At 71.3% G+C, this 14,484-nt stretch carries 19 protein-coding genes; 7 read left to right on the top strand and 12 right to left on the bottom strand.

Translation table 11 applies throughout. The annotated features are described in order from the left end of the window. Positions 1-42 precede the first annotated feature (42 nt). The gene (locus tag HC362_RS17980) at positions 43-1,350 is read left to right on the top strand and encodes an MFS transporter (RefSeq protein WP_243084942.1); all 1,308 of its coding nucleotides are present in this window, start codon (positions 43-45) and stop codon (positions 1,348-1,350) included. A gap of 42 nt (positions 1,351-1,392) precedes the next feature. Here the strand turns inward: HC362_RS17980 and HC362_RS17975 are convergent, their stop codons facing one another. The 4 genes from HC362_RS17975 to HC362_RS17960 form a co-directional block, all read right to left on the bottom strand. Beyond that, positions 1,393-2,577, bottom strand: a complete 1,185-nt coding sequence (locus HC362_RS17975; RefSeq protein WP_243084941.1) for a methyltransferase domain-containing protein — start codon at positions 2,575-2,577, stop codon at positions 1,393-1,395. Next, entirely contained in the window at positions 2,574-2,714 is a 141-nt protein-coding gene (locus tag HC362_RS17970) for a hypothetical protein (RefSeq protein ID WP_243084940.1), read from the bottom strand. The genes HC362_RS17975 and HC362_RS17970 overlap by 4 nt, the downstream gene beginning before the upstream one ends. Positions 2,715-2,784: 70 nt before the next feature. Continuing rightward, positions 2,785-2,964, bottom strand: a complete 180-nt coding sequence (locus tag HC362_RS17965) for a hypothetical protein (RefSeq protein ID WP_243084939.1) — start codon at positions 2,962-2,964, stop codon at positions 2,785-2,787. Further along, positions 2,961-3,155: a hypothetical protein gene (locus tag HC362_RS17960; RefSeq protein ID WP_243084938.1), complete on the bottom strand. Its 195-nt coding sequence runs from the start codon at positions 3,153-3,155 to the stop codon at positions 2,961-2,963. Before HC362_RS17960 ends, HC362_RS17965 begins: the two co-directional genes overlap by 4 nt. A gap of 121 nt (positions 3,156-3,276) precedes the next feature. Between HC362_RS17960 and HC362_RS17955 the strand changes: the two genes are divergently transcribed. Together HC362_RS17955 and HC362_RS17950 are read left to right on the top strand one after the other, a co-directional pair. Beyond that, the gene (locus tag HC362_RS17955; protein ID WP_243084937.1) at positions 3,277-4,095 is read left to right on the top strand and encodes a helix-turn-helix transcriptional regulator; all 819 of its coding nucleotides are present in this window, start codon (positions 3,277-3,279) and stop codon (positions 4,093-4,095) included. Next, entirely contained in the window at positions 4,085-4,294 is a 210-nt protein-coding gene (locus HC362_RS17950) for a DUF397 domain-containing protein (protein WP_243084936.1), read from the top strand. Before HC362_RS17955 ends, HC362_RS17950 begins: the two co-directional genes overlap by 11 nt. Positions 4,295-4,354: 60 nt before the next feature. On the opposite strand, the gene HC362_RS17945 is transcribed toward HC362_RS17950, so the two are convergent. The 3 genes from HC362_RS17945 to HC362_RS17935 all read right to left on the bottom strand — a co-directional run bounded on the left by HC362_RS17945 (position 4,355) and on the right by HC362_RS17935 (position 5,822). After that, complete coding sequence (locus tag HC362_RS17945) at positions 4,355-4,642, bottom strand: hypothetical protein (protein ID WP_243084935.1); 288 nt, start codon at positions 4,640-4,642, stop codon at positions 4,355-4,357. 4 nt (positions 4,643-4,646) lie between these two features. Beyond that, complete coding sequence (locus tag HC362_RS17940) at positions 4,647-5,183, bottom strand: hypothetical protein (protein ID WP_243084934.1); 537 nt, start codon at positions 5,181-5,183, stop codon at positions 4,647-4,649. A 225-nt stretch (positions 5,184-5,408) separates the two neighbouring features. After that, positions 5,409-5,822 carry a hypothetical protein gene (locus HC362_RS17935; RefSeq protein ID WP_243084933.1) on the bottom strand — a complete coding sequence of 138 codons (414 nt, stop codon included), beginning with the start codon at positions 5,820-5,822 and terminating at the stop codon, positions 5,409-5,411. A gap of 155 nt (positions 5,823-5,977) precedes the next feature. Here HC362_RS17935 and HC362_RS17930 point away from each other — a divergent pair, with 155 nt between their 5' ends. The 3 genes from HC362_RS17930 to HC362_RS17920 are packed head-to-tail and all read left to right on the top strand — an operon-like array spanning position 5,978 to position 6,953. Further along, positions 5,978-6,403 (top strand): phage holin family protein, encoded by a 426-nt coding sequence (locus HC362_RS17930; protein WP_243084932.1) that lies wholly within the window; start codon positions 5,978-5,980, stop codon positions 6,401-6,403. Further along, entirely contained in the window at positions 6,400-6,690 is a 291-nt protein-coding gene (locus tag HC362_RS17925; protein ID WP_243084931.1) for a DUF3618 domain-containing protein, read from the top strand. The genes HC362_RS17930 and HC362_RS17925 overlap by 4 nt, the downstream gene beginning before the upstream one ends. After that, the gene (locus HC362_RS17920; RefSeq protein ID WP_243084930.1) at positions 6,687-6,953 is read left to right on the top strand and encodes a DUF4235 domain-containing protein; all 267 of its coding nucleotides are present in this window, start codon (positions 6,687-6,689) and stop codon (positions 6,951-6,953) included. The genes HC362_RS17925 and HC362_RS17920 overlap by 4 nt, the downstream gene beginning before the upstream one ends. A gap of 12 nt (positions 6,954-6,965) precedes the next feature. Here the strand turns inward: HC362_RS17920 and HC362_RS17915 are convergent, their stop codons facing one another. Beyond that, the gene (locus tag HC362_RS17915; RefSeq protein ID WP_243084929.1) at positions 6,966-7,481 is read right to left on the bottom strand and encodes a YbjN domain-containing protein; all 516 of its coding nucleotides are present in this window, start codon (positions 7,479-7,481) and stop codon (positions 6,966-6,968) included. Further along, positions 7,474-8,790, bottom strand: coding sequence for a D-inositol-3-phosphate glycosyltransferase (gene mshA / locus HC362_RS17910; protein WP_243088678.1), 1,317 nt, complete (start codon positions 8,788-8,790; stop codon positions 7,474-7,476). The genes HC362_RS17915 and mshA overlap by 8 nt, the downstream gene beginning before the upstream one ends. 247 nt (positions 8,791-9,037) lie before the next feature. Between mshA and HC362_RS17905 the strand changes: the two genes are divergently transcribed. After that, positions 9,038-9,877 carry a class I SAM-dependent methyltransferase gene (locus HC362_RS17905; protein WP_243084928.1) on the top strand — a complete coding sequence of 280 codons (840 nt, stop codon included), beginning with the start codon at positions 9,038-9,040 and terminating at the stop codon, positions 9,875-9,877. Positions 9,878-10,014: 137 nt separating this feature from the next. Here HC362_RS17905 and HC362_RS17900 read toward each other — a convergent pair whose 3' ends face one another. From HC362_RS17900 to HC362_RS17890, 3 genes are all read right to left on the bottom strand, one after another. After that, positions 10,015-11,307, bottom strand: coding sequence for a CHAD domain-containing protein (locus HC362_RS17900; RefSeq protein ID WP_243084927.1), 1,293 nt, complete (start codon positions 11,305-11,307; stop codon positions 10,015-10,017). 43 nt (positions 11,308-11,350) lie between these two features. Further along, entirely contained in the window at positions 11,351-13,555 is a 2,205-nt protein-coding gene (locus HC362_RS17895) for an RNA degradosome polyphosphate kinase (RefSeq protein ID WP_243084926.1), read from the bottom strand. A gap of 156 nt (positions 13,556-13,711) precedes the next feature. Beyond that, on the bottom strand, positions 13,712-14,407 hold the full coding sequence (locus tag HC362_RS17890) for an ester cyclase (protein ID WP_243084925.1): 696 nt from the start codon (positions 14,405-14,407) through the stop codon (positions 13,712-13,714). Positions 14,408-14,484: the final 77 nt, after the last annotated feature.

The raw sequence follows: 14,484 nt of genomic DNA, 5'->3' as shown, positions 1-14,484 counted from the left end.
ACATCCAGACGGGGTGTGCGGGCTTTCAAAGGGGGAGCGGCCATGGGCTCAGGTGTCTCGTCCGGCAGACTCGGGCAGGCCGTGGCCAGGAGCGTCGGCGGCCTCCCCCGCCAGTTCTGGTGGCTGTGGACCGGGACGCTGGTCAACCGGCTCGGCGCCTTCGTGGCGACGTTCCTCGCGCTGTATCTGACCGTCGAGCGCGGCTACTCGGCCTCGTACGCGGGTCTGGTCGGCGCCCTGTACGGACTCGGCGGTGTCGTCTCCTCCATCGGTGCGGGCGTACTGACCGACCGCATCGGCCGACGGCCCACCCTGCTGGTCGCCCAGGTGTCGACCGCCGTGTCGGTCGCCTCGCTCGGACTGGTCAGCCACCCGGTGGCGATCGCCGCCGTCGCGGGCCTCGTCGGCATGGCCACCAACGCCTCCCGGCCCGCCGTGCAGGCGATGATGGCCGACATCGTCCGCCCGGAGGACCGGGTACGGGCGTTCTCGCTCAACTACTGGGCCATCAACCTGGGTTTCGCGGTCTCCTCCGCCGGCGCGGGACTGATCGCCCAGTACAGCTACCACCTGCTGTTCTTCGGCGAGGCCGCGATGGTGCTGGCCACCGCGCTGATCACCTTCTGGAAGCTGGCGGAGTCCAGGCCGCAGTCCGCCGCACCCGAACGGGGGCCCGTACCCTCCGGTGGCGAGGCCGACATCTCCATGTGGACGGTGCTGCGGGACACCCGCTTCATGGTCGTCGTCGCCCTCAACCTGCTGCTGGCCACCCTCATCCAGCAGGCGTTCGTCTCGCTCCCCATCACCATGGGCCAACAGGGACTGAGCAGCACCGACTTCGGCACCGTGATCGCCGTCAACGGCGTGCTGATCGTGCTGCTCCAGCTTCCCCTCACCCGCTTCATCGAACACCGCGACCCCGCCAAACTGCTGATCGTCTCGGCCCTGCTGACGGGCTACGGGTTCGGGCTCAACGCGTTCGCCGGCGGCTCGGCGGCGTTCTACGCGCTCGCCGTGGTGGTGTGGACGCTGGGCGAAATGATCAACTCCCCCACCCAGATGGGCCTGGTCGTCCGCCTCTCCCCCACCCACGGCCGCGGCCGCTACCAGGGCATGTACACCCTCTCCTGGTCCGTCGCCAACCTCGGCGCCCCCCTGCTCGGCGGCGCCGTCATCGACCACCTCGGCTCCCGGACCCTCTGGGCCGCCAGCGCGGCTGTGGGCACCCTCGCAGCCCTGGGCTACGCCCTGCTGCTGCGCACGATGCGGAACGAGGAGGCGAAAGAGCCCCCGCCCACGCCGGATCCGGAACCCATGTCGCCCACACCCGAACGGGAGCGGACGGGCTGAGGGCACCGGGCCGGGGGGCTCTTGTGCCGGTGCGGGGACGGTCTACCGCCCCCGCACCGGCACGGGATTGTCCGGGTGCCCGAGCCACACCCGTTGGGCCTGGGGAGTGACCGTCAGCCCGTACTGCTCGAACCGGGGCTCGCCCTGGCCCCGCCACCACTCCATGACGGCCTCGGCCTCGGACCACAGCCGACGCGGTCCGGACTCGACGACCTCGTATGCGGTGCGGCCGTGCTCGTAGTCGGCCGTCGCCCATGACTGCCCGGACATCTCCAGCAGCCACAGCCGGTACGCGCCGCCCTGCCGCCACTCCACGCGGCAGAACAGGTCGGGCACCTGCACGCCCAGCGTGAACATGTGATGCCAGTCGCCCATGTCGTCGGGGGAGAGCCCCGTCGTGCGCCGCTGCCCGTCGCCCGGCCAGTCGGCAGCGCCTGGGAACGAGGCGGTGGCGGGGAACCGGTCACGCTGGTCGCGTAGGCGCATGAACGCCGACGACATCACGAACGGCCCCGAGGCGACACCGTCCTCGCCGACCTTGAGCCGCGCAACGGCCTGCCCGCCGTAGGGCGGGCCCCATGGCGCCACGATCAGGCCACCGATCCGGGTCTGCTCAACCCACGCGTACGGCACCCGGGAGATACCACACGTGGCGATGATCCGGTCATAGGGCGCCGCCTGGGGGTGGCCACGAGCGCCGTCGCCGATGACGGACAGCGGGGTGAGGCCGGTCGCGGCGAACCGGCGCCGGGCCTCCGCCGCGACGGCCGGGTCCACTTCGACCGTCACCACGTTGTCCGAGCCGAGCCGGTACGCGAGGAGCGCGGCGTTCCAGCCCGTGCCCGTGCCGACCTCCAGCACGCGGTCACCGCGCTCCACGCTCAGCGCTTCGAGCATGGCGAACACCATCTTCGGCATGGAGTTGGACGAGGTCGGGATGCGGCCCTTGCCGCTACCGGTGTGCGCCCCGTCGTCCCACTGCGTGGTGAGAGGTACGTCGCTGTAGACCTTCGCCCACCACAGCGCCGGGTCCGTGTTCCGGTCGATGACCTCGCCTTGCCGGTTGCCGCCCGCAGTCCCCGGCCACAGCCGGTCGGGAACGAACGCGTCGCGCGGCACCGCCTTGTACGCGGGCAGCCAGTCCGAGGTCAGGACTCCTTTTTCCAGCAGCACAGAGGCCAGCCCTTCCGGGCCGGCCCCCTTCGTGCTCGGTTCCGCCTCGGTCACTGGCCGTCCGCCGGGCCCTGGCCGTCGCTGGTGTTGCCACCCTCGTCGGAGCCGCCGCCCCCGTGCTTGTTGCCGGAGTCGCTGTCATCCTGCGGGTTGCCACCGTCGGCCCGCGTGATCCACGGCAGAGACTTCATCGTGTACCTCCTTGGTGTTGGTTGTGCTCCTGTGGTGCTTCGGAAACCCGGCGGAGCCTGCCGGTGGGGATCAGAGATAGAGCTGCACACCGCACACAGCGCAATACGTGACGCCGCCGCGCCGTTCGGTCTCCGGGTGCGGGCACCCTTGCGGGTCCGGGAACCGGACAACGACGTCCATCGGGATACCGACAAAACCCGTCTCCTCGTCCCGGACGAGGGCGCCCCGGCAACTGTCGAGGGAGTTCACCTGGCCGCTCCCCGCCGGATGACCTCCGCCAGCGCCTTTGCCGTCGCCGGAGCGATCTCCCCGAGAGCGATGAGTCCGTACGTGGACCTCCGCTGCACGTCCATCGCCGGGAACTGGACCCCGGCGGCCTTGAGCGCCGCCGACAACTCCAGCCTGGCGCCGGTCGCTTCACTGATCCGCTTCCGCGTCACGTCTCCCTCACCTGTCCCCTTACCTCTGTGTGCTGTTCCGCTTACAGCGTGCGTTCAGGATCGCTACGCTTTCCAGTGCCGAGGGGTTGACAACTCCCCCATCAAAGCTGGGAGTTCCGGGATGACGGAGCGCGTCCACAAGACACCACGACAGAAGTACGGCGAGGAACTGCGGCGCCGCCGCATCGCCGCCGAGATGACGCAGCAGCAACTGGCCGAACTGGTGGTGTGCTCCCACACTCTGATCAGCCACATCGAGGCGGGGCGGAAGCTTCCACAGCCGGATGACGCGCGGCGCATCGACCAGGCGCTGGGTACCGACGGGTGGTTCGAGCGGTGGTTGCAGGATCTGGAACACCGCTATGCGGACCACTTCACCGAGGCGGCGGAGCTGGAGCAACAGGCAATTGAGATCAAGGAGTACGCAGCGACCTTGATCCCTGGCGTCTTCCAGACCGAGGCGTACGCGCGAGCCGTCTTCCGCGCCTTCAGCCCCAACTACCGTGCGGAAGACCTTGAACAGCGCGTCGTCAACCGGATCTCGCGTTCACGCATCCTGGACAACCCCCTTTCACCCACCGTGTGGACCATGATGTGTGAAGGGGTGCTACGCCGACGAGTAGGGGGCGGAGCCGTCATGGCCGAGCAACTGCACAAAGTGGGCGACCTCGCTGAGGCGGGCCGTATCCGCCTGCACGTGATCCCCTTTTCCGGCGGGGAACACGCGCTGATGGAGAGCATGCTCTCGCTCATGGCCTTCGTCGACATGGCGCCGGTGGGTTACGTTGAGGGCGTGCTGACCGGGCAACTCATGGACGATCCCGCGCGGGTGCGTGACTGCCGGGCGGCCTACAACCTCGCCCTCGGCGACGCCTTGCCACACAAGCAATCTCTGGCCCTGCTGAGGGCCGCAGCAGAGGAGCACAGCAATGCTCAGTGAGCACAGCATTCCGGACGCCTCGGCGCTGGGCCATTGGCGCAAGTCCAGCTACAGCGGCGGCAGTAACGGTAGCTGCCTCGAAGTCTCCGACACCCACCCGGTCGGTGTCCCGGTCCGCGACTCCAAGAACCCCCACGGCCCGGCCCTCCTCTTCGGCGCCCCCGCATGGGAGGCGTTCGTACGCCGCATCAAGGAGTAGGGGCAGCACGGAACCGGGGCCCCTGGGTGGGGCCCCGGCCGGTGGGGTGGGTGTGGCTGCCTAGGCTCGTTCGATCTGGGCCTCGTGCAGTGGGCCCACCGGGATTTGGGAGTCCGCGGCGGCCTCCCGCAGCAGGCACACCGCCTCGTCAAGGGCCTGGCCGGGGGTGGCTGCGGGGAGGGTGAAATTGGCCCCCACCGTCTCGGCGTCGCCCTTGTCGGTGACGGTCAGTTGCGGGAGGGCCGCCACATCTTGTGCCGCGAACCACTGGGCGAGGTGCGCGGACAGGACGTCGGGGTCGAGCCCCGCGTGCGGGGCTTCGAGCTCCACTCGGACTTCCCAGTTCATGTGCTCACTTTCCCGGGGTGTTCACCTTGACGGCCTTGGAGGACGCCGTCCCCTTGGTGCCCGGGAACGGAGAGGTGATCTGCACGGTGATCTTCCCCTTGTAGGTGCCGTCCAGCGTCGCTTTCCTGCCGCTGGGCCTCGGGGTGTAGTAGGTCGAGACCTTCCCGTTCGTCGCCTTGACCTTGGTCTCCTTGGACCCGGCGACGGCGTGCCACTTGGAGCCGCTCTTGCGGTACAGCTTGCCGGTCACCTTCACATGCACTGTTGCGATGTTCCCCGTGCAGGCCACGCGGGTCTTGAAGATGACGGACTTGGCCCCCCTCGACCAGTGCGGGTTGTTGACCTGGGCTGTGCAGCTCGCCCAGCGGGTCGCGGCGAGGCCCTTGCCGGAGCCCTCCCCGTCGCCGGCCGTCACCCGGGTGGTGCCGGACGTCCCCGCGCCGGTTTGCTGCGCCGCGTAGCCGGAGGTGGCCCCTCCCGTCACGAGTGCCGCGCTGATGAGCGCGACAGCTGCCATCCGGCGCGATGTGTTGGTCCCCATCGAAACATTCCCCCGTTCGATCGGTGGTACCTGACGCTGAGTGACGCTACCGCAACGCACCGGCGAGGCGCACCGGGAAACGCCTGTTCTCACGTACTCATGACGCTCCCAAGACGCCCTGAAGACAGTGGAGTTGGGGGTTCCGTCCGCCCGTAAGGGGGTGGGCGGGAGGCCGGAGGCGGTAGCGCCTCGCCGGGCCACGGCTCAAGCGCCGGGGCCCCCGCGTCAGGCGGTGATCCCGCCCAGGAGTTGTTCGGTCAGCAGGAGCAGCAGGAGGGCGCCCAGACCGATGGCGCCCGCGCGGGCACCCCGGCGGGAGGTGAAGAGGGCGATCAGCGAGCCGAGAGTCGCCAACGGGACCGCGTAGAAGGCGACGGCGAGCAGGGCCCCCTCGAACTTCAGGGGGCCGCGGACGCCGTCCTGGCAGTCGGTGCAGGAGATGGCCAGCAGGGGACCGAACACGTAGACGAAGGCGCCGAAGAGCAGCACCAAGCCCGCCAGGCAGATCAAGCCCAGCCACTCGGCGGACGTGCGCCGGTGCTCGGCGATCGGGTCGTTCCCGTTCTCCGATACGCCAGGGCCGTCCAGGTTCTCGCCGGTCAGGGACTCAGAGGGCGGTTCGGGGCTGGTGGTCTCCATGGCAGGGAACCTACGGACCGTGCTCCGCCGCAGGCCATCCGTACTCGTACTCATCCAGGGAGCGGTCGCATAAGCCGACAGGGTGGGGGTACCGACGGGGACCGGGTGACCCACGAGAGACGGCGTACAGACGTACCAGTCGAATGGAGTCGGCCATGACCACGACACATGAGGCCCCGCCTCGCAGGGAGGCGGCCCATGACGAGTCGGTGAGCCACCTGGTGCAGCAGGCTTCGGGGCAGCTCTCCCAGCTCGTACGGCAGGAGCTGCGCCTGGCGCAGATCGAGATGCAGCAGAAGGGCAAGCGCTTCGGCATCGGCGGCGGCATGTTCGGCGGTGCCGGACTGATGGGCTTCATCGCTCTTCAGGCGCTCGCCGCCACCGCCATCGTGGCGCTGGACATCGTGCTGCCGCTGTGGCTGTCGGCCCTGGTGGTGACCGGTGTACTGGCCGTGGTGGCCGGTGCGCTGGCCGCGCTCGGCAAGAGCCAGATCGGCAAGGCCACTCCACCCACACCGGAGCGGACCGTCGAGAGCCTGAAGGCCGATATGGCCGAGGTGAAGGAGAGGTCGCACCGATGACGCACAGCACCCACACCAACGGCCACGGGCCCGCGCCGGGCCCGGAGGAGCTGCGGGCTCAGGTGGAGGAGACCCGCCGGGAGCTCGGCGAGACCGTCGAGGCGCTGGCGGCGCGCGCCGACCTCAAGGCGCAGGGGCGGCAGAAGGCCGCCGAGCTCAGGAACAGGGCGCAGCACGCGGCGGAGACGACGCGTGGCAATCCGGCCGCCGCGGCCGTGCCGGTTGCCGCGGGCTGCGCGCTGTTCGTGGTGATCCTCTTCCTCGCGCGGCACAGGAGGCATGGATGAACGCGGTCAAGATCGCCTACAAGCCGGTCGGCATGCTGCTGGGCGCTGGGGGCGGCGCGTTGGCCGGCGCGGCGTTCAAGAAGGTGTGGCGGGCCACCGGACACGAGGAGGAGGCGCCCGGCGCGACGGATCGGGAGCACGGCTGGCGGGAGATTCTGCTGGCCGCGACCTTGCAGGGGGCGATCTTCGCCGCGGTGAAGGCCGCGGTGGACCGTGGTGGGGCCACCACGGTCCATCGGTTGACCGGTACCTGGCCCAGTTGAGGCCCGACTGCGTCAGTGCTTGCGCTCCGTCAGGTGGGTGAAGGCGTCCAGGTTGCGGGTGGACTCGCCGCGGGACGTGCGCCAGGCGTACTCCTTGCGGATGGCGGTGGCGAAGCCCATCTCCAGCAGGGTGTTGAAGGAGCCGTCGGCGTTCTCCAGGACGCTGCCCAGCAGCCGGTCGACCTCTTCCGGGGTGACGGCGGCCAGGGGAAGGCGTCCCACCAGGTAGATGTCGCCGTGCTGGTCGGCGGCGTAGGCGACGCCGTACAGCTTGGTGTTGCGCTCCAAGAGCCAGCGGTGCACGGCGGCGTGGTTCTCGTCCGGGTTGCGGACGACGAAGGCGTTCACGGAGAGGGAGTGGGCACCGACGGCGAGGGAGCAGGTGGTCTGCAGTTTGCGGGTGCCCGGGAGCGTGACGACGTACGTGCCGTCCGCCGGGCTCTCCCACTCCAGCTCGGCGTCCCTCAGTGCCTGCTCGATCGCCGCGCGCGCCGCGCCGGCAGCGTCCTCAGCGTCTACGTCACCCATGCGGCGATCGTAGGCGACGACGCCGTTCCTGCAACGCGGCGGCGTACACGTCGGCGGTGGAGTGCGCCGCGGCGTCCCAGCCGAAGCCCTGGGCGTGCCGGGCCGCCGCGCTGCCCAGCTGCTGCGGCAGTCCCGGGTCGGCGGCGAAGCGGCGCAGCGCGCGGGCGTACTCGGCGGGGTCGTGCCCGGCGACCAGGTAGCCGCTGGTGCCGTCCCGTACGGCCACGGGCAGCCCGCCCACGGCGGCGGCCACCACGGGGGTGCCACAGGCCTGTGCCTCGACGGCGACCAGCCCGAAGGACTCGCTGTAGGACGGCATGACCAGCACGGAGGCGGCCCGGTACCAGTCGGCGAGCTGGTCCTGGCCGACCGGGGGCCGGAAGAGGACGAGGTCGGCTATGCCGAGCCTGGCGGCGAGCTTCTGCAGCCGCTCCGGCTTGGCCAGGCCGCTGCCGCTGGGCCCGCCCACCACGGGGACGACCATCCGGTGGCGCAGCGACGGGTCCTCGTCGACCAGCAGGGCGACGGCGCGCAGCAGCACGTCGGGGGCCTTCAGCGGCTGGATGCGGCCGGCGAACAGCGGGATGAGCGCCTCCTGGGGCAGGCCGAGGCGGGCGCGGGCCGCGGCCCGGCCGTCACCCGGCCGGAAGCGGCCGAGGTTGACGCCGGGGTGGACGACGGCGGTCCGGTCGGCGGGTGCCTCGTAGTGGTGGACGAGCTCGCCCGCCTCCTCGGCCGTGTTGGCGATCAGCCGGTCGGCGGCGCGCACGATCTGCTGCTCGCCGATGACGCGGGCCGCCGGCTCGGGGGTGTCCCCGGCGGCGAGCGCCGCGTTCTTGACCTTGGCCATGGTGTGCATGGCGTGCACCAGCGGGACGCCCCAGCGCTGTGCGGCGAGCCAGCCGACGTGCCCGGACAGCCAGTAGTGGGAGTGCACGAGGTCGTAGTAGCCGGGCCGGTGCCCGGCCCACACCTGCATCACCCCGTGGGTGAAGGCGCACAGCTGTGCGGGCAGCTCTTCCTTGGACAGGCCCTCGTAGGGCCCCGCGTCGATGTGCCGTACGAGGACGCCGGGGGCCAGCTCGACGGTGGGTTCGAGAGCGCCGGTGGTGGCCCGGGTGAAGATCTCCACCTCGGTGCCCTGCGCGGCCAGCTGCCGCGCCAGTTCGACGATGTAGACGTTCATGCCGCCCGCGTCGCCCGTGCCCGGCTGGTGGAGCGGGGAGGTGTGCACGCTCAGCATCGCGACCCGGCGCGCCCGGCGGGGTCCTGACAGGCGCAGCAACGGGGTCCTGGGCTGGTACGGCAGCGCGGAGCGGCCGCCGCGCCGCTGACCGAGCCGGGACGCGTGGTGGCTCACGGTTCCGATGCCTCCTCCGTTGCGGACGGTGCGGTCCGGGACACGGTGCGAATACGGGACCTGTGGTGCGGGGCCGTGTCGGGTGCGGCCCTCGACGGGGAACAGCGGAAAGGTTGCCTCGTCTTCCCGATTCGCCCAGCACTTTGCCGAACTGTGACAATCCGATTACCGGCGCCCCGCTCGTATCCTCGGCTCCATGCCGTCGTCCCTGCCGTCGTGTCCGCCGTCGTCCCCGCCGCGTGTCCCCGCACCGTCCCGCCCGGTCGGAACGGTCACGCGCGGTACGACGAACCCCAACCGGCTGCGGCGGATGGACCGCTGGATCGCCGCCGCGCTCGGCCCGGCGCTCCGCCGCTCCCCCGCCCCGCCGACCGCCGTCGACCTCGGCTACGGCGCAGCCCCATGGACCGCCGTCGAACTGCTGGAGAGGCTGGGCAAGGTGCGCGCGGACGCGCGGGTGTACGGCGTCGAGATAGACCCGGAGCGGGTGGCGGCTGCCCGCCCGTACGAGCGCGCCGGACTCACGTTCGTACGCGGCGGCTTCGAGCTGCCGGTGGGTGGGCGTCAGGGATTGACGTTGATACGGGCCGCGAATGTGCTGCGCCAGTATCCGGAGGCCGAGGTCGGGCCCGCTTGGCAGCAGCTGTGTTCCCGGCTGGCGCCGGAAGGGCTGCTCGTCGAGGGGACCTGCGACGAGATCGGGCGCCGTCATGTGTGGGTGGCGCTCGGCCCCGAGGGGCCCAGAACGGTCACCTTCGCGGCCCGGCTCGCCACCCTGGCCGCGCCTTCCGACTTGGCCGAGCGGTTGCCGAAGGCGCTCATACACCGGAATGTGCCCGGTGAGCCGGTACATGCGTTTCTCAGGGATTTCGACCGGGCGTGGGCGACGGCCGCCCCTTATGGCGCCCTCAGCGCGCGGCAGCGCTGGATACGGGCCGTACGCGCGCTGTCGGCGGACTGGCCGCTGGCCGATGGGCCGCGCCGGTGGCGCCAGGGCGAGGTGACGGTGCGGTGGCCTGCGGTGGCGCCCCGGTGAGGGGTGCCCCGCTGAGGGGGTGCCCCTTGCGGTGGTCTGCGGACTGCGGGCACGTTGTGGCTGTGGGGGCACCTCCCGGCCGAAGGTTGGGGGAGCAGTTCCCCGCGCCCCTGACGGGGCTCGTCTCCCAGCGCCGACTAGGTCCAATGGTGGCCGAAGGTGAAGCGGGCGGCTTCCACCTCGTGCCGCTGGTCGGCGTGGAGCACGCCGAGCGCATACGCGGTGGCCGGCGCAATCCGCGGGGTCGCGGCGGCCGATGCCGCAGCCGCAGCCGCCGCAGCAGCCTCATGGTGCCGCTCCAGCGCCTCACCCGCGGGGCGCAGCCGCGGGTCGGCCTCGGCGTGCGGGCCCAGCACCTCCTGGGCGTAGCGGTGCAGCCGCAACAGCACCCGCACCTGGTCCCAGGCCGCGTCCTGCCTGGCCTCGCTGGCCAGCGACCGGGCGAGCGCGTCCGCGTTGTACGGGGCTCCGGCGCGGGAGAGGGGCAGCGCGGCGACGGCCTCGGTGAGCTGGCGGCGCGCCTGTTCGGCCAGGGGAGGGAGTACGGCCGCGGCGGGCCGCCCCGCACCCTCGCCGCCCGGGCGGAACGGCGCCTCGGAGGCGAGCAGCGCGACCGCGTCGGCGACGGCGTGGAAGCGCGCTGAGCCCAGCGCCTGGAGCGCCGCCGAGTGTGCGCGGGTACGGGAGAGCGTCAGCTGGCGTTCCAGGAGGGCACCGGCGCGGGCTGCGCCCACCGGGAGGGCGCCCCGCTCGCGCGTGGCGGCCCCGCCGCTCCGGCCCCCGGCCGGCCCGGCCGCCTGGCGGGCGCCGCTGGGCGCGGGGACGGACGTGCCCACGGCGCGGACCCCGGTCTCGGAGCCCTCGCGGCCGCTGCCCGCGCCGCTGGCCAGCCGGTGCAGGGCGCTCAGCAGCCGCTCCAGGCGGGCCGCGTAGGCGTACTCGCGGGCCAGTGCGCCCGCCAGCCAGCTCAGTTCGGTGCGCAGGTTGTCGGCCCAGGCCGGGTCGAGCAGCGAGCGGTAGGTGACCAGCGCCCCGTTCAGCCGACGGGCGGCGCAGCGGAGGGTCTCGACGGAGGAGGCGGCGCGGGCGGGGTCCGCCGCACCGGCAGCGCCGCCTTGGCCGCCCCCCACGGTCGTTCCGCCCGGGGCACCCGTGCTCTGCGCGTGGGCGCGCAGGCCGCGCAGGAACTCGGCGGCACGCTCGTGCAGATAGCCGCCCAGCACCTCGGCGGCCGAGCCGGTGAGCGTCCCGGCGGACGCGTCCGTCGCCGTGCCGGCAGGCGCTTCCGTCGCCGTACCGGCGCGCGCGTCCGTCGCCGTGCCCGGGGACGGTTGTGTCGCCGTACCCCCTGCCGTGCCCGTGCCGGCGGGCTGCGCGGGCTCCCCCGTGCCGCGCCCCGGACCGGCCACCGCGTCCCGGCTCCGTCCCATCACGTCCCCTTCCGCGCGCCGCGCGCGTCGGTCGCCCCGTGCGTCACGTCGCCGCCGGACCGCGCTTGCGCCGCCGCCCCTCGATCAGCATTTCCTGGACGTTGGGCAGCCGTTGCCCGTTCTCGTCGTGTGCGTGCCGGGTCCACTCGCCGTCCGGGCCCAGGTGCCAGGAGGCCGTGGTGTCCGACATCCCCGTGACCAGCAGCCGGTTGAGGGAGGCGCGGTGCGCGGGGTCGGTGACCCGCACCAGCGCCTCGATCCGCCGGTCGAGGTTGCGGTGCATCATGTCGGCGCTGCCCAGCCACACTTCCGGCTCGCCTCCGTTGCCGAAGCAGAAGACCCGCGAGTGCTCCAGGAACCGGCCGAGCACGCTGCGCACTCTGATGTTCTCGCTCAGCTCCGGAACCCCGGGGCGCAGCGCGCAGATGCCGCGTACCCACACCTCCACCGGTACGCCGGCCATGGAGGCGTGGTACAGGGCGTCGCACACGGTCTCGTCCACGATGGAGTTGACCTTGATCCGGATGTACGCCTCGCGTCCGGCCCGGTGGTGGGTGATCTCCCGCTGGATACGGGAGACCAGCCCGTCCCGCAGCGAGCGGGGGGCGACCAGCAGTCGGCGGTAGGTCTCCCGCCGTGAGTACCCCGACAGCCGGTTGAACAGGTCGGACAGGTCGGCGCCGACCTGCTGGTCGGCGGTGAGCAGCCCCAGGTCCTCGTACAGCCGCGCCGTCTTGGGGTGGTAGTTGCCGGTGCCCACGTGCGCGTACCGGCGCAGCACCTCGCCCTCCTGCCGCACCACCAGCGACAGCTTGCAGTGCGTCTTGAGCCCGACCAGCCCGTAGACGACGTGGCAGCCCGCCTCTTCCAGCTTCCGCGCCCATTTGATGTTGGCCTGCTCGTCGAACCGTGCCTTGATCTCGACCAGGACGAGCACCTGCTTGCCGGACTCGGCGGCGTCGATCAGCGCGTCCACGATCGGGGAGTCGCCCGAGGTGCGGTACAGCGTCTGCTTGATCGCCAGCACGTCCGGATCGCCGGCGGCCTGCTCCAGGAACGCCTGCACGGAGGTGGAGAACGAGTCGTAGGGGTGGTGCAGCAGTACGTCACGCTGGCGCAGCGCCGCGAAGATGTCCGGCGGCGAGGCCGACTCGACCTCGGCGAGGTCCCGGTGGGTGCCGGCCACATACTTCGGGTACTTCAGCTCGGGCCGGTCCATGGCCGAGGCGATCCCGGACAGCCCGGTCAGATCGAGCGGCCCCGGCAGCGGGCAGACCTCGGCCTCGCTCACCTTCAGCTCGCGGACCAGCAGGTCGAGGACGTACGGGTCGATGGACTCCTCCACCTCCAGCCGCACGGGCGGGCCGAAGCGGCGCCGCATCAGCTCCTTCTCCAGGGCCTGGAGCAGGTTCTCCGCGTCGTCCTCCTCGACCTCCAGGTCCTCGTTCCGCGTCACCCGGAACATGTGGTGCGCCAGCACCTCCATCCCCGGGAAGAGCTCCTCCAGGTGCGCGGCGATCACGTCCTCGAGCGGGACGTAGCGGTGCGGCGACGCCTCCAGGAAGCGCGGCAGCAGCGGCGGCACCTTCACCCGTGCGAAGTGGTTGTGCCCACTGACGGGGTTGCGGACGACCACGGCGAGGTTGAGCGACAGCCCGGAGATGTACGGGAAGGGGTGCGCCGGGTCGACGGCGAGCGGGGTGAGGACCGGGTAGATCTGCCGCCTGAAGAGGGTGAACAGCCGGGCCTGTTCCGCCTCGGTCAGCTCCGCCCAGCGGATCAGGTGCAGCCCTTCGGCGGCCAGCGCCGGGGCGATCTCCCGCTGGTAGCAGGCGGCGTGCCGGGCCATGAGCTCCCGTGAACGGTTCCAGATGCCCTCCAGCACCTCGCGCGGCTGGAGCCCCGAGGCGCTGCGGGTCGCCACACCGGTCGCTATCCGGCGCTTGAGGCCCGCGACGCGGACCATGAAGAACTCGTCCAGGTTGCCGGCGAAGATCGCGAGGAAGTTCGCGCGTTCGAGCAGTGGCGTCTCGGGGTCCTCGGCGAGTTCGAGCACGCGCTCGTTGAACGCCAGCCAGCTCTGTTCCCGGTCCAGGAAGCGGTCGTCGGGCAGGTCTGCGGCCACCGTGCCGCCCGGGAGATCCCGGCCGCCCTCGTACACATCGGCGTCGGAGTCGAGGTCCGGGTCCAGGCCCAGGTCTGGGCTCGCCCCGAGGACGTTGCTGGTGACTTTGCCGGGGTCGGTCATACCGCCATTGTCGATGCTCTGCGCTGGGAGGCTCTCTGCCAGGGAGGACCGGGCCATTCCGCGAGGCTCGCACGAGAGTTTGAATCAACGGTTACGTCGACATGGCATCGCGGGGTGCCCCGGGTGGCCTGCCGGTGGGCCGCCACCCTGGGCTGTTCAGATCTCCAGGGCCCCCAGCTGGCGCAGCAGGCCGAGGTCGTCCCAGTTCCACCAGCTTTCGGCGATCTTGCCGCCCCGGCAGTGGAATGTGGCGTGCATGGTGCCGCTGACGTCCTGGCCGGTGGGCTCCAGACCCTGGTAGGTGCCGGTGTGACGGCCCCGGTAGGTCATCCGGCAGGCCACCAGCTCGCCCTCGGCGATCATGCTCTCCACCGTGACCGTGGGGTTGAAGGCGCCCATGATCTCGGCGTTCTCCCGTTTGGCCTGGGCGAGGTCCAGGTCGTAGGAGGAGAGGGTGGGGTCGTGCTCCTGGTAGTCGTCGGTGCACAGTGCGTCGGCGGCGTCCGGGTCGCCCGCGTTGACGACCTCTTCGAAGAAGCGGCTGACGACGAGCTTGTTGAGCTGGTCGTCCCGTACGACGTCGAGGTCCGTGAAGGTGGGCGCCTCGTCGCAGGCGGCGACCAGTTCCTGGAAGATGCGGTTGGTCTCGGGCAGCTGGGAGTTCTTCATCGCCTCCTCGTAGGACGGGAACTCCACGATCTCGACGACATGGGTGGAATCCGAGCGGTCCCGCCCGACCATCGAGTGCGTGGCGGTCCGCTTGCCCTGGGTCGCCTCGACCCAGTCGTCCATCAGCCTGTCGAGTTGATCGACATTGCCGGTCTTGCAGTCGATGAACTGGACGAACGTCATGAGTGCCTCCGGAGCGAGGAACGGCACAAAGCGGGATGAACTTCTCTGATTTCAGGGTAGGCGTCGGCCTTCGCCCT

Source organism: Streptomyces sp. 891-h (assembly GCF_022760275.1).
Taxonomy (GTDB): Bacteria; Actinomycetota; Actinomycetes; order Streptomycetales; family Streptomycetaceae; genus Streptomyces; species Streptomyces spirodelae.
The sequence above is the reverse complement of the archived record's forward strand: the minus strand, read 5'-3'. Positions and strand labels throughout refer to the sequence as shown.